15 protein-coding genes are annotated in these 13,472 nt (G+C 76.0%); 14 read left to right on the forward strand and 1 reads right to left on the reverse strand.

Features of this window, described 5'->3' with window-relative positions; all coding sequences use genetic code 11:
* Positions 1-221 precede the first annotated feature (221 nt).
* The 11 genes from folE to C8D89_RS05465 all read left to right on the forward strand — a co-directional run bounded on the left by folE (position 222) and on the right by C8D89_RS05465 (position 9,092).
* On the forward strand, positions 222-851 hold the full coding sequence (gene folE, locus C8D89_RS05415; RefSeq protein ID WP_116707351.1) for a GTP cyclohydrolase I FolE: 630 nt from the start codon (positions 222-224) through the stop codon (positions 849-851).
* A 54-nt stretch (positions 852-905) separates the two neighbouring features.
* Positions 906-1,724: a dihydropteroate synthase gene (folP, locus tag C8D89_RS05420; RefSeq protein WP_243417874.1), complete on the forward strand. Its 819-nt coding sequence runs from the start codon at positions 906-908 to the stop codon at positions 1,722-1,724.
* Entirely contained in the window at positions 1,721-2,092 is a 372-nt protein-coding gene (folB, locus tag C8D89_RS05425) for a dihydroneopterin aldolase (protein WP_243417875.1), read from the forward strand. The genes folP and folB overlap by 4 nt, the downstream gene beginning before the upstream one ends.
* Entirely contained in the window at positions 2,089-2,598 is a 510-nt protein-coding gene (gene folK / locus C8D89_RS05430; protein WP_116707077.1) for a 2-amino-4-hydroxy-6-hydroxymethyldihydropteridine diphosphokinase, read from the forward strand. Before folB ends, folK begins: the two co-directional genes overlap by 4 nt.
* Positions 2,595-3,095, forward strand: a complete 501-nt coding sequence (locus tag C8D89_RS05435; protein WP_116707078.1) for a DUF3180 domain-containing protein — start codon at positions 2,595-2,597, stop codon at positions 3,093-3,095. Before folK ends, C8D89_RS05435 begins: the two co-directional genes overlap by 4 nt.
* A 79-nt stretch (positions 3,096-3,174) precedes the next feature.
* A complete protein-coding gene (locus C8D89_RS05440; protein ID WP_116707079.1) occupies positions 3,175-4,167 on the forward strand; it encodes a hypothetical protein in 993 nt (330 codons plus the stop codon).
* A gap of 55 nt (positions 4,168-4,222) precedes the next feature.
* A complete protein-coding gene (locus C8D89_RS05445; protein ID WP_116707080.1) occupies positions 4,223-5,455 on the forward strand; it encodes a PrsW family intramembrane metalloprotease in 1,233 nt (410 codons plus the stop codon).
* Between the two features lie 301 nt (positions 5,456-5,756).
* Positions 5,757-6,725 carry a Rossmann-like and DUF2520 domain-containing protein gene (locus C8D89_RS05450; RefSeq protein ID WP_116707081.1) on the forward strand — a complete coding sequence of 323 codons (969 nt, stop codon included), beginning with the start codon at positions 5,757-5,759 and terminating at the stop codon, positions 6,723-6,725.
* A complete protein-coding gene (gene panC / locus C8D89_RS05455; protein WP_116707082.1) occupies positions 6,722-7,639 on the forward strand; it encodes a pantoate--beta-alanine ligase in 918 nt (305 codons plus the stop codon). The genes C8D89_RS05450 and panC overlap by 4 nt, the downstream gene beginning before the upstream one ends.
* 1 nt (position 7,640) lies before the next feature.
* On the forward strand, positions 7,641-8,222 hold the full coding sequence (panD, locus tag C8D89_RS05460) for an aspartate 1-decarboxylase (protein WP_116707083.1): 582 nt from the start codon (positions 7,641-7,643) through the stop codon (positions 8,220-8,222).
* A gap of 39 nt (positions 8,223-8,261) precedes the next feature.
* Positions 8,262-9,092 carry a type III pantothenate kinase gene (locus C8D89_RS05465; protein WP_116707084.1) on the forward strand — a complete coding sequence of 277 codons (831 nt, stop codon included), beginning with the start codon at positions 8,262-8,264 and terminating at the stop codon, positions 9,090-9,092.
* Positions 9,093-9,098: 6 nt separating this feature from the next.
* Here C8D89_RS05465 and C8D89_RS05470 read toward each other — a convergent pair whose 3' ends face one another.
* A complete protein-coding gene (locus tag C8D89_RS05470) occupies positions 9,099-10,628 on the reverse strand; it encodes a GAF domain-containing protein (protein ID WP_341477303.1) in 1,530 nt (509 codons plus the stop codon).
* Positions 10,629-10,756: 128 nt separating this feature from the next.
* On the opposite strand from C8D89_RS05470, the gene exaC reads away from it, so the two are divergent.
* The 3 genes from exaC to C8D89_RS05485 all read left to right on the forward strand — a co-directional run bounded on the left by exaC (position 10,757) and on the right by C8D89_RS05485 (position 13,457).
* Entirely contained in the window at positions 10,757-12,280 is a 1,524-nt protein-coding gene (gene exaC, locus C8D89_RS05475; RefSeq protein WP_116707085.1) for an acetaldehyde dehydrogenase ExaC, read from the forward strand.
* 35 nt (positions 12,281-12,315) lie between these two features.
* Positions 12,316-12,744 (forward strand): DUF779 domain-containing protein, encoded by a 429-nt coding sequence (locus C8D89_RS05480; RefSeq protein WP_116707354.1) that lies wholly within the window; start codon positions 12,316-12,318, stop codon positions 12,742-12,744.
* A 101-nt stretch (positions 12,745-12,845) separates the two neighbouring features.
* Positions 12,846-13,457 carry a cysteine hydrolase family protein gene (locus C8D89_RS05485; RefSeq protein WP_116707086.1) on the forward strand — a complete coding sequence of 204 codons (612 nt, stop codon included), beginning with the start codon at positions 12,846-12,848 and terminating at the stop codon, positions 13,455-13,457.
* The last annotated feature ends 15 nt before the right edge of the window (positions 13,458-13,472 follow it).

The raw sequence follows: 13,472 nt of genomic DNA on the forward strand, positions 1-13,472 counted from the left end.
CGAACACCGCCGGTCGGGTCGAGGGACACCGCGAGGGAGACGTGACGACCAGCCGGGACCTGGAGCGGGACGCGCAGCGTCCCGAGGAGCACGCCGATTCAGGGCAGCACGCCGATTCGGGGCAGCACGCCGATTCGGGGCAGCACGCCGATAGGGGGAGCACGCCGACGGCGGCGGCCGCACCGGGTGCCGGACGCGGCCTGACCCCGAACGGCGACGGCGTGTCGCCCACCGACGACGGCGCCGGCGGTCCGGTGGGCACTGCGGTCGCGCCGGAGTGGACCGGGTTCGACGCCCCGCGCGCCGAGGCCGCCGTGCGCGAGCTGCTGCTGGCGATCGGGGAGGACCCGGACCGCGAGGGCCTGCGGGAGACGCCGGCCCGGGTGGCGCGCGCCTACCAGGAGCTGTTCGCCGGGCTGCGCAGCGACCCGGCGGCCGTGCTCGAGCGGACGTTCGACGAGGACCACGACGAGCTGGTGCTCGTCCGCGACATCCCCGTCTTCTCGATGTGCGAGCACCACCTGCTGCCCTTCCACGGGCAGGCGCACGTCGCCTACATCCCGGCCCACGACGGGCGGGTCACCGGGCTGAGCAAGCTGGCGCGCCTCGTCGACCTCTACGCCCGGCGCCCCCAGGTCCAGGAGCGGCTGACGCGCCAGGTCGCCGACGCGCTCGACGAGCGCCTGGGCGCCCGGGGCGTGCTGGTCGTGATCGACGCCGAGCACCAGTGCATGTCCGCCCGCGGGGTACGCAAGCCCGGTGCCCGGACCACGACCTCGGCGGTGCGCGGGATCATGAAGACGTCGGCGAGCACCCGTGCCGAGGCGCTCGGCCTGATCCGGGGCGGCTGAGTGATGCCCCCGGCCCGTCCCCACGCGCTGCCCGATCCGGGGCGGTGCGTCGTCATGGGCGTGCTCAACGTGACGCCCGACTCGTTCTCGGACGGCGGGCGCTGGCTCGACCGCGACCACGCCGTCGCCCACGGCGTCGAGCTGCACCGGCGGGGTGCGGACCTCGTCGACGTCGGCGGCGAGTCGACCCGGCCGGGGGCGCAGCGCATCGACGCCGAGACCGAGACGGCCCGCGTCGTCCCCGTGGTCCGCGAGCTCGTGGCGTCCGGGGTGCGGGTCAGCGTCGACACCACGCGGGCGGCGGTGGCCGCGACCGCGGTCGAGGCCGGGGCGACGATGATCAACGACGTGTCGGGGGGACTCGCCGACCCGCGGATGGCGCCGACCGTGGCCGAGACCGGCGTCCCATGGGTGATCATGCACTGGCGCGGGCCGAGCGACCGGATGACCGAGCTCGCCTCGTACGAGGACGTCGTCGGCGAGGTGCGGGCCGAGATGGTCGAGCAGGTGGACCGCGCGGTGCTCGCGGGCGTCGACCCGTCCCTGCTCGTCCTCGATCCCGGGCTCGGCTTCGCCAAGACGGCATCGCACAACTGGCAGCTGCTGCGCAAGCTCTCGGTGTTCACCGGGCTCGGCTTCCCGGTGCTCATCGGGGCGTCGCGCAAGCGGTTCCTCGGCGCGCTGCTCGCCGACGACGACGGCACGCCCCGCCCGCCCGACGGTCGGGAGATCGCGACCGCCGCCGTGTCGGCGCTCGCCGCCGCGCAGGGGGCGTGGGGCGTGCGCGTGCACGAGGTCGGCCCGTCGCTGGACGCGGTCGCGGTCGCCGCGGCCTGGTCATGGGGCACCTCGCCGGCGGAGATCGAGCCGTGAGGGCGACCAGGGACGGCATCGCGCTGCGCGGCCTGAGGGTGCGCGGCCATCACGGCGTGTTCGACCACGAGCGCCGCGACGGCCAGGACTTCGTCCTCGACCTGGTGCTCGAGGTCGACCTCGCCGCGGCGGGCGCCTCGGACGACCTCGCCGACACCGTCGACTACGGGGCGCTGGCCGAGACCGCGGCGGCGGTCGTCGCCGGGCCGCCGCGGCGGTTGATCGAGGCGGTGGCCGCGGAGGTCGCCGACCGGGTGCTCGCCGACGCGCGGGTCGCGGCCGTCGAGGTCACGCTGCACAAGCCCCAGGCACCGATCACCGTGCCGTTCGACGACGTCGCCGTCGTGGTGCGGCGGGAGCGCCCGTGAGCCGCGCGGTGCTCTCGCTGGGCTCCAACATCGGCGACCGCGCGGCCCACCTGCGCGGCGCCCTGGCCTCGCTGCGCGCCGCGGGCGCGCGCGTCGTCGCCGTCTCGCCCGTGTACGCCACGGCGCCGTGGGGCGGGGTCGAGCAGGACGAGTTCCTCAACGCCGTGGTCGTCGTCGAGGATCCGGCCTCGCGCCCGCGCGACTGGCTCGCCCGGGCCCGCGCCGCCGAGAGCCGTGAGGGGCGCACCCGCGACGTGCGCTGGGGGCCGCGGACCCTCGACGTCGACGTGATCGACATCGACGGCCACACCAGCGACGACCCGGTGCTCACGCTGCCCCACCCGCGAGCCCACGAGCGCGCGTTCGTGCTGGTGCCGTGGTTGGACGTCGACCCCGAGGCGCGGATCCCCGGCCGTGGCCGCGCCGCCGACCTGCTCGCGGCGCTGCCCACCGAGGAGCGCGACGGCGTGCGGCGGGACGCGACGGAGCTGGAGGGTCGGCGGTGAGGACCCGCACGAGCCCGTCGCTGCTGCTCGTCACCGCCGTTGCGGCGGGGCTGGCGGTCAACGTGCTGCTGCAGGCGGCCTACGGGGACCTGCCGCCGCTGCCCCTGCTCGCCGGGTTGACCCCGCTGGTGCTCGGCGTCGCCGAGATCGTGCTCGCCGCGGTGCTGCGCGCCCGTATCCGGCGGCGGCCGGGGGCGCGGCCGGTCGACGCGCTCGCCGCGGCCCGGGCGGTGGCGCTGGCCAAGGCGTCGTCGCTGGCCGGGGCGCTGGTGGGCGGCGCGTGGCTGGGCGTCCTCGCGTACGTGCTGCCACTGCGCGACCAGGTGGACGCCGCCGGGGCGGACACCGCCAGCGCCGTGGTCGGCGTCGTCGGGGCAGCCGTGCTCGTCGGCGCCGGACTGTGGCTCGAGCACTGCCTGCGCACACCCGACGACCACGGCGACGACCCGGACCGCAGCGGCCGGCGAGGGCCCGCGGGACCGGGTCAGCGACCCTGAGAGTCGTCACCCGAGAGCCGTACGCCGTACCCCGACGGGGGGACCCGGGAGGCCTCGGCGCCCTCGCTATCCTCGCCCGGTGAGCACCCCGGACGGGGAGCTGCGCGGACGCGCCGGCCCCGATCGCCGTCGCACGGCGCTGCTCCTCGCGGCGCTCGTGCTCGCGGTGCTCGCCGCGTCGGCGGTGGTCCTCGCCGAGGACGCGCGGTGGCTGCGCCTCGCGGTGGTGGGCGCGCTCTGGGCCTCGCTCCTCGCAGCGTTCGTGCTCGCGCGCCAGGCCCGCGCCGAGTCGGCGGCGGCGCGGGCCGAGGCGGAGGTCGCCGACCTCGCCGCCGAGCTCGCCGCGGCACAGGAGGCGGCCGACGAGCGGGTCGCGGGGCTCCAGCGCGACCACGACCGGCGCCTCGCCCGCGAGGTCGGGGCCCGCGAGGAGGCGGAGCTGGCCGCGGAGTCGGCGCGCGAGGAGGCCGCGTCGTTGCGCGACGAGCTCGCCCGCGAGCGCTCCCACGCCGACGCCGTGACCCTGCAGTCGGTGGGCGTCCCGGCCGTGCCGGCGGTGCCCGGTCCGCCACGTCCGCGCGGTCCCCGGCTGCGGGTCGTCGGCGACTCCGGGTCCCGCGACTCCGGGCCCCGCGACTCCGGGCCCCGCGACTCCGGACCCCTGCCGCGCGGGCCCGTGCCCGCGCCGGTGCCCCCGCCCTCGCCGCTGCGACCCGCCGTGCCCGGGGCGCCCGCTCCGCGTGCCGGCGACGGGGGCCCCGTCCGGCCGTTGCGCCCGGCCCCGCCGCCCGAGCCGGAGGCGCCGACGGCCCGCGTGGACCCGTCGGTGCTCGCCGCCGGCTCGTTCGTCGACCAGTACGTGCGCTCGGCGGGCTACGACACCGTCGAGCAGGGCGCGGACCCCGGCGAGGCGGGCCCCGACGAGCGCCGGGCCCGCCGCGGAACCCCGGGCGGCCCGTCCGACCGCCGACCGGGCGAGTCCACGACGAGCGGCGGCCGCACCGTCGCCGAGCTCCTCGCCGCCCACGCGGCCGTGGGCGGCACCGGCGGGCGCCGCCGCCGCGAGCCCTGAGCGACCGGCCACGAACCCGCGCCCGCGTCGGCGGAGGTCGTTACCCTCCGGCAGGGTGATCGCCCCTCCGGTCCGCCTGGCGCCGCAGCAGCGCCGGACCTTCGTCTGGCCCCTGGTCGGCCTCTCGGTGCTCGGCCTGTGCGGGCTGCTGACCCTGGGCCTGGCGAGCACCGAGATCGGCGTCGTCGGCGTCGTGGTCGGCGTGGTCCTCGCGCTGCTGCCCGTCGCGCCGGTGGTGGCCGCCTTCCTGTGGATCGACCGGTTCGAGCCCGAGCCGCCGCGCCTGCTGCTCGCGGCGTTCCTGTGGGGCGCGGGCCTGTCGGCGCTGGTCGCGGTGGTCATCAACTCCAGCGCGGTCATCGCCGCGGAGCTGCTGCTCGGCCGCGGCCAGGGCGACCTGGTCGGCGCGGTGATCTCGGCGCCGCTGGTCGAGGAGTTCGTCAAGGGCGCGTTCGTCGTCGGCCTGCTGCTCGTGCGGCGCCGCGAGTTCGACGGCGTCGTCGACGGCGTCGTCTACGCCGGCATCACCGCGGCGGGCTTCGCCTTCACCGAGAACATCATCTACTTCGGCCGGGCCTTCACCGAGGCCGAGGGCGCGCCCGCGACGGCCGTGGTCGCGACGTTCGTGCTGCGCGGCGTGCTCTCCCCGTTCGCGCATCCGCTGTTCACGGCGATGATCGGCATCGGGGTCGGCATCGCCGCCGGCGCCCGCTCGCGCGTCGTCGGCACCCTCGCCGTGCTGGGTGGTTACGTGCTCGCCGTCGTCCTCCACGCGCTGTGGAACTCCTCGACGCAGCTCGGCGCCGGGTTCTTCGGCGTCTACATCCTGATCATGGTGCCGCTCTTCGCCGGGATGATCGGTCTCGTGGTGTGGCAGCGCCGTCGCGAGCGCGACGTGCTCGCCCGCCAGATGCCCGGCTTCGCCGCGGCGGGCTGGATCGCGCCGAGCGAGGTCGCGCTGCTCTCGAGCCTCACCGGCCGGCGGAAGTGGCGGGCCGCGGTGGCGCGACGCGCCGGACCCGCCGCCGCCCGGGCCGTCGAGGACTATCAGCACGCCGTCACCGAGCTCGCCTTCCTGCGCGCCCGCGCCGAGCGCGGGGCCCTGCCGCCCCGCGCCGACTGGCACGCCGAGCTCCTCGACGCCGTGGTGCGCACCCGCCTCGCCGCGGTGAACGCCCCCGGGGTGCAGGGTCCCGCCGGGCCGCCCGGCGCCGGCGGCCCGCCGCCGTCGTGGCCCGGCGCCGCGCCCCACCCCGGCCCGCCCGCGCCGCCGCGCCACGGCGGGTGACCGGCCCGTGGGAGCGAGGGACGCCCCCGCTGCGTCGTACGCAGCCAGGGACGCCCTCGCTGCGACCACCCCCGCGCCGCAACCGCGTGACCCGTGGGAGCGAGGGACGCCCCCGCTGCGTCGTACGCAGCCAGGGGCGCCCTCGCTGCGACCACCCCGCGCCACGCCGGGTCGCCGCCGTACCGCGTGAACCCGCTCACCGCCGCCACCGGGGGCGCAACGGGCGGTTACCGTGGTGTGCAGTGATCGTCCGGTACCCGCGGGAGCGGGACGGGAACGAGCCGAACGAGTGAGGTGGCGCGTGGGCACCGACGCCGACGGGGGCGTCGGGCGGTGGGAGCAGCCCGCCGCTCCGACCCCGACTCCTCGTGAGGGCTCGCGGCTCGCCGTCGGCGTGGTCTCCGCCGGGCGGGTCGGCGCGGTGCTGGGCGCCGCGCTCGCGAACGCCGGGCACACCGTCGTCGCCGCCTCCGCGGTCTCCCGCGCCTCGCGTGCCCGCGCCGAGGCCCTGCTGCCCGGCGCGGAGATCCTCCCGCCCGACGAGGTCGTCCGTCGCGCCGACCTCGCGCTGCTCGCCGTGCCGGACGACGTGCTCCCCGGCCTGGTCCGCGGGCTCGCCGCGTCGGACTGCCTGCGGCCCGGCCAGATCGTGGTGCACACCTGCGGTGCGGCCGGGGTCGGCGTGCTCGCCCCGGCCGCCGAGCACGACGTCCTCCCGATCGCCCTGCACCCGGCCATGACGATCACCGGGCGCGCCGAGGACGTCACGCGGCTGACCGGTGCGTGCGTGGGTGTCACCGGGCCCGAGGGGCCGAGGGAGGACGCCGAGGCGGCCTGGCTCGTGGGCGAGGCGCTGGTGGTCGAGATGGGCGCCGAGCCCGTGCGCATCCCCGAGGACGCCCGCCCGCTGTACCACGCCGCGCTCGCCCACGGCGCCAACCACCTGGTCACGCTCGTGCGGGAGGCCGCCGACCTGCTGCGCGGCGCCGGCATCGAGCCCGCCGAGCGGGTGCTCGCCCCGCTGTTGTCCGCGGCGCTGGACAACGCGCTGCGCCACGGCGACCGGGCGCTGACCGGTCCCGTGGTCCGCGGCGACGCCGGCACCGTGGCGACCCACCTGCACCACCTGGACGACCGTGCCCCCGACGCGGCCCCCCTCTACCGGGCCCTGGCCCGGCGCACCGCCGAGCGCGCCCGCGCCGGCGGCCTGCTCGCCCCGGCCGCCGCGGACGACGTGGCGACCGCCCTCGCCGAGAGGCCCCGCCCGTGACCCGACCGTCCAGCCTGCGCACCCACCACCTCGTGGGCCGCACGCGCCCGCAGTACGACGCCGGCCGGCTGACCGTGCACCGCGACCCCACGGCGCTGCGCCGAGTCACCCGCGCCCTGCGCGGCGGCGGCCGGCGCGTCAACCTGGTGCCCACCATGGGCGCCCTGCACGAGGGTCATCGCGAGCTCCTGCGCCGGGCCCGCGGCGTCCCCGGCGCCACCACCGTCGTCTCGGTCTTCGTCAACCCGCGCCAGTTCGGGCCCGGCGAGGACTTCGAGCGCTACCCCCGCGCGTTCGAGGCCGACCTCGAGATGTGCCGCGAGGAGGGCGTCGAGCTCGTCTTCGCCCCCGACGTCGACGCGATGTACCCCGACGGCTTCGCGACGTCGATCCAGCCCGGGCCGCTGGGCGACGAGCTCGAGGGCGCCGTGCGCCCGGGGCACTTCGCGGGCGTGCTCACGGTGGTCGCCAAGCTCTTCGCGATCACCGTGCCCGACGTCGCGTTCTTCGGCGAGAAGGACTACCAGCAGCTCACGCTGATCAGGCGGATGGTGCGGGACCTGGACACCGACGTGCACGTCGTCGGGGTGCCCACCGTGCGCGAGGTCGACGGTCTGGCCCTGTCGAGCCGCAACGCCTACCTCTCCGAGGAGGAGCGCGCCGCCGCGGTGGCCATCTCCGCGGCGCTCTCGGCCGGCCAGCACGCCGGCGAGCAGGGCGCGGCCGCCGTGCTCGACGCGGCCCGCTCCGTGCTGTCCGCCGAGCCCCGCCTGGAGCCCGACTACGTCGAGCTGCGCGACGAGGACCTGGGGCCCACCCCCCAGATCGGACCCGCCCGCCTGCTCATCGCCGCCCGCGCCGGCGCCACCCGCCTGATCGACAACGCCGCCGTGTCCCTCGTGAGGAGAGTCTGACGTGCAGCGCACCATGCTGAAGTCCAAGATCCACCGTGCGACGGTGACCGACGCCGACCTGCACTACGTGGGCTCGGTGACCGTCGACGAGGACCTCATGCGGGCCGCCGACCTGCTGCCCGGCGAGCAGGTGGCGATCGTCGACGTCACCAACGGCGCCCGCCTCGAGACCTACGTCATCACCGGCCCGGCCGGCTCGGGTGTCATCGGGATCAACGGCGCCGCGGCGCACCTGGTCTCGCCGGGCGACCTCGTCATCCTCATCTCCTACGGCGTGATGGACGACGCCGAGGCGCGCACCTACCAGCCGCGGGTCGTGTTCGTCGACGAGGCGAACCGCGTGCTCGACCGCGGCGCCGATCCGGCCCGCGTCCCGGACGCCGCGCCGACCACCTCGCTCCTGCGGCCGGGCACCGAGGCCCGTCCCCCCGCCTCGGCGACCCGCAACGCGGCCGCCGCGGGCCCGGCGATGACGACCGTCGGGGGCTGGGGCGCCGAGCCGCCGGCCGACCGGCCGCGGCGCGACTCCGCCGAGACGACCGACGCCCGACGCCTCGACGCGCTGCTCTCCACGGACCACTGAGGGTGCGCACGGTGCACTCCGGGACGCGCTGAGGTCACCGTGCTGCTCTGCATCGACGTCGGCAACACCCAGACCGCGCTGGCCCTCTACCCCGACGACGGGGGCGGGCCCGCGGTGTGGGACGCGCGGCTGCGGACAGAACCCCGCGCGACCGGGGACGAGATGGCCCTGCTCGTGCGCGGGCTGCTCGGGGCCCGCACCGCGGACGTCGGCGCGGTGGCCGCACTGTCGACGGTCCCGGCGGTGATGCGCGAGCTGCGCGGAATGGTCACCCGGCACTTCGCGGGCCTGGACCACCTGCTCGTCGAGCCCGGGGTGCGGACCGGCGTCCCGCTGCTCGTGGACAACCCCAAGGAGGTGGGCGCCGACCGCGTCGTCCAGGCCCTCGCCGCGTACGAGCGGCACGGGGGACCGTGCGTGGTCGTCGTCTTCGGCACCTCCACGACCGTGGACGCGGTGTCGGCGCGCGGGGAGTTCCTGGGCGGCGCGATCGCCGCCGGCGTCGCCGTGTCCGCCGAGGCGCTCGCCGTGCGGGCCGCGGCGCTGCGGCCCGTCGAGCTCGTCGTGCCCCGCTCGGTGCTCGGGCGCAACACCGTCGAGAGCATGCAGGCCGGGCTCGTCCTCGGCGCGGCGGCCCAGGTCGACGGGCTCGTCGCCCGCGTGGGACGCGAGATCGCGGCGCGCGACCCCGAGGGCCGGGAGCCGGTCGCGGTCGTCGCCTCCGGCGGGCTGGCGCCCGTGGTGGTCGGCGAGTGCGCCACGGTCACCGAGCACGTGCCGGACCTGACCCTGCTCGGCCTGCGCTCGGTGCACCGCCGCTGGCGTGCCCGGCGCGACGATCGCGCCACCCGCCGCTCCGCCCGGGCCTGACGCGCGTCAGACCCCGAGCTCGTCGCGGCGGGGGTCGGCGACGGGCAGCAGCCGGCGCAGGCGCGCGGCGAGCTCCGGGTCGGCGGCGCCGGCCTCGGTGCGCGCCAGCGCCCACACCGCCTCGGCGTCCCCGCGGCGCAGCACCGCACTGCGTACCGCGGCCTCGAGGTGGTCGCGTTCCTCGCGTACCGCGGGTGCGTCGGAGGTGGGCAGCAGGGCCCCGCGGCGCAGGACCGCGGGGGCGGGGAGGCGCCCGGCGCGCAGCGCGGCGCGGACGTCGAGGAAGTCGGCGTCGACGCGGGCGCGCAACCGGTAGGGCTGGGTGCTGATGTGGGTCGGTCCGAGGGCGGCGCGCAGGCGGTGCACCTCGGAGCGGACGGTCACGGGGTTGCCGGCGTCGCCGTAGAGCGCGTACGCGAGCCGCTCGGCGGTGAGGCCGTCGGGGTGCAGCGCCAGCAGCGCCAGCAGCTCGGCGTGGCGCAGGGACAGGCGCACCGGGCGGCCGTCGAGGCGCGCGACGGGGCGCTCGGCGCCGAGGAACGCCAGGGCGAGTGAGGGGCGCGCCGAGGTACGCCGTACCGGGCGCAGCAGCCAGCCCTCGACGAGCGGCTCGAGCACGCCCTCGCCGTGCTCGCCGAGGTCGACCCGGTCGCCCTGCTCGGGGATGGTCACCCGCTCCGGCCAGGAGCCGGTGTCGGTGGTGGACAGGACGCGGCCGCGCGGGCTGAGCAGGGCGCCGGGCGCGCCGTGCAGCCCGTCGAGGTGGGGCTGGTTGCGGGCGCGCAGGCGCTCGTCGTGCTCGACGAGGCGGCCGCGGAGCGCGACCTCGGCCAGCTCCGCGGCCGCGCGGACCAGTGCCAGCGTGCTCGGGTGGAAGGTGCGCAGCGGCCCGGTGAGGTCGACGGCCGCGACGACGTCGCCGCTGTCGGGGTCGTGGATCGGGGCCGCCGCGCAGGTCCAGGCGTGGTAGAGCTTCACGAGGTGCTCGGCGGAGTGGATCTGCACCGCCCGCCCGGAGGCCAGCGCGGTGCCCATCGCGTTGGTACCGATGGAGTCCTCGCTCCAGCGCGTGCCCTCGACCAGCGCGACCGCGTCGGCGCGGCGCAGGACGTCGGCGTGCCCCTCGCGCCACAGGATGTGCCCGCGCGCGTCGGTCACGATCATCATGTGCACGGCCTCGTCGGCCACGTCGAGGAGCGTGCGCCGCAGCATCGGCAGCACCGGGGCCAGCAGATGGCTTCCGCGCACGGCGTCGAGCTCCTCGGTGCCGAACACCTGCCAGGGCCGGCCGTGGTCGGGGTCGACGCGGGCGTCCAGCGAGCGCCGCCAGGACGCCGAGACGACGTCGCGGGGAGCGGCCGGGCTCGCGGAGCCCGACAGGACGGCCTCGCGGATGCGCTCGAGGTAGCGGGCTCGCTCGAGCGGGTCCGCGGGCGCGGTCGGCCCCTCGCTGCCCGGCATCGGCGCCCCCAGCACGGTCGCGGGGACGCCGTGGTCCCCACGGACGAGCTTGCTGCATCCCAGCGGGTTAGGCAACCCTACATCGAACCCGCGAGTGCGGGTGCAATGCGGGGTGGAACGACGCGGGTGCGTTGCAACGCCCGTGCAACCCCTCGCTCCCTAGTGTCCGTGATCACTCGCACCCAGCACGGGGAGGAACCCAGATGGCCAAGTACGCGGCGCCGGGCGAGACGGACAGCGTCGTCTCCTTCAAGCCCCGGTACGACCACTTCATCGGCGGCGAGTACGTCGCCCCGGCGAAGGGTCGGTACTTCGAGAACCCGACCCCGGTGACGGGGCGGACGTTCACCGAGGTCGCGCGCGGCACGGCCGAGGACGTCGAGAAGGCCCTGGACGCCGCCGAGGGCGCGGCCGCCGCCTGGGGCCGGACGTCGGTCGCCGAGCGCGCCGGCGTCCTGAACCGGATGGCCGACCGCATCGAGGCGAACCTCGAGAAGATCGCGATCGCGGAGAGCTGGGAGAACGGCAAGGCCTGCCGCGAGACGCTGGCCGCCGACATCCCGCTCGCGATCGACCACCTGCGCTACTTCGCGGGCGCGATCCGCGCGCAGGAGGGCAGCCTGTCCCAGATCGACGAGGACACGGTCGCCTACCACTTCCACGAGCCGCTGGGCGTGGTCGGCCAGATCATCCCGTGGAACTTCCCCATCCTCATGGCGGTCTGGAAGCTCGCCCCGGCGCTGGCCGCGGGCAACGCCGTGGTCCTCAAGCCCGCCGAGCAGACGCCGGCCTCGATCCACGTGCTGCTCGAGACGATCGCCGACCTGCTGCCCGCCGGCGTGGTCAACGTCGTCAACGGCTTCGGCGTCGAGGCGGGCAAGCCCCTGGCCTCGTCGAACCGCATCAAGAAGATCGCCTTCACGGGCGAGACCACGACCGGCCGCCTGATCATGCAGTACGCGTCGGAGAACCTCATCCCGGTGACGCTCGAGCTCGGCGGCAAGAGCCCGAACATCTTCTTCGACGACGTGTTCGCCCAGCAGGACGCGTTCGCCGACAAGGCCCTCGAGGGCTTCGCGATGTTCGCGCTCAACCAGGGCGAGGTCTGCACCTGCCCGTCGCGCGCGCTCGTGCAGGGCGGGATCTACGACGACTTCGTGCAGCAGGGGGTCAAGCGCGCCGAGCAGGTCACGATGGGCCATCCGCTCGACACCGAGACGATGATGGGGGCGCAGGCCTCGAACGACCAGCTCGAGAAGATCCTGTCCTACATCGACGTCGGTCGCCAGGAGGGCGCCAAGGTCCTCACCGGCGGCGAGCGCGCCGACCTCGGTGGTGAGCTCTCGGGCGGGTACTACGTCCAGCCCACCGTGTTCGAGGGCCAGAACTCCATGCGCATCTTCCAGGAGGAGATCTTCGGCCCGGTGCTGTCGGTGACGCGGTTCTCCGACTACACCGACGCCATGGCGATCGCCAACGACACGCTCTACGGGCTGGGCGCGGGCGTCTGGTCGCGCGACACGAACACCGCCTACCGCGCGGGCCGCGACATCCAGGCCGGCCGGGTGTGGGTGAACAACTACCACCAGTACCCCGCGCACGCCGCCTTCGGCGGGTACAAGCAGTCGGGCATCGGCCGCGAGAACCACAAGATGATGCTCGACCACTACCAGCAGACCAAGAACATGCTGGTCAGCTACTCGCCGAACGCGATGGGCTTCTTCTGATCCGCCCGTCGAACGCCGGAGGCACCGTGACCGAGATCAGCGCCGGCACCGACGTCACCGAGCAGGTGCCCGAGGTGCCGGGCCCGGGGACGTCGCGCGTCGCCCTGAGCCCGCAGGCCGCCGAGCTCCTGGTGAGGCTCACCGAGCTGCACGGTCCCCTGATGTTCCACCAGTCCGGCGGGTGCTGCGACGGCAGCGCCCCGATGTGCTACCCGGACGGGGACTTCAAGCTCGGGGGCGCCGACGTGCACCTCGGCGACCTCTCCGTGGAGGGCCTGGAGACACCGATCGGCTTCCACATGTCCGCCTCGCAGTACGAGTACTGGAAACACACGCACCTCACCGTCGACGTCGTGAAGGGGCGTGGCAGCGGGTTCTCGGTGGAGGCGCCCGAGGGCGTCCGCTTCATCATCCGCTCGCGGCTGTTCACCGACGACGAGATGCGCGAGCTGGGTGACCTGTAGCCGGTCACCGAGCAGGATCGAGGGGCGCCCCGGCTGCGCACGACGCAGCGGGGGCGCCCCTCGCACGTCCACCACCCGTCCACCCCGGCGAGGAGCCGACGATGACCAGGCCGTCCAGCAGCCCGTCCACGACCCTGCGCGAGCTGACCGGTATGCCCGCGACGCCCGCGGGCCTGCGCGAGTCCGCGCTCGTGATGATCGACCTGCAGAACACCTACACCCGCGGCGTGATGGCCCTCGAGGACGTCGAGCCCGCCATCGACGAGGCGGCCGCGCTGCTCGACCGCGCGCGCAGCGCGGGCATCCCGATCGTTCACGTGCAGCACGACGCGGGCGAGGGCACGCCCTACGACGTGCGCGCCGACATCGGTGCGATCGTCGACCGCGTCGCGCCGCGGGAGGGCGAGCACCGGATCGTCAAGAACTTCCCGAACTCGTTCGTGGGGACGGACCTGGAGGAGCACCTGCGGTCGCGATCCGCGCAGAATCTCGTCATCGCCGGGTTCATGACGCACATGTGCGTGAACTCCACCGCACGCGGCGCGTTCAACGCCGGTTTCGCGCCGACCGTGGTGGCCCGGGCGACCGCGACCCGCGCGTTGCCGGGCCCCGACGGCACGGTTCCGGCGGCCACGCTGCAGAGCGCGAGCCTCGCGGCGCTCGCCGACATGTTCGCCGTGGTCGTTCCCGACTCACGCGCGGTCCCCGACTGACACGCAATTCACTCC

This window comes from Actinomycetospora cinnamomea, from assembly GCF_003096675.1.
Classification (GTDB): Bacteria; Actinomycetota; Actinomycetes; order Mycobacteriales; family Pseudonocardiaceae; genus Actinomycetospora; species Actinomycetospora cinnamomea.

Bases quoted from the DNA above. Each gene is read 5' to 3' on its own strand.
- folP (WP_243417874.1), top strand. From the start codon at position 906: ATGGGCGTGCTCAACGTGACGCCCGACTCGTTCTCGGACGGCGGGCGC.
- exaC (WP_116707085.1), top strand. From the start codon at position 10,757: ATGGCCAAGTACGCGGCGCCGGGCGAGACGGACAGCGTCGTCTCCTTC.
- C8D89_RS05485 (WP_116707086.1), top strand. From the start codon at position 12,846: ATGACCAGGCCGTCCAGCAGCCCGTCCACGACCCTGCGCGAGCTGACC.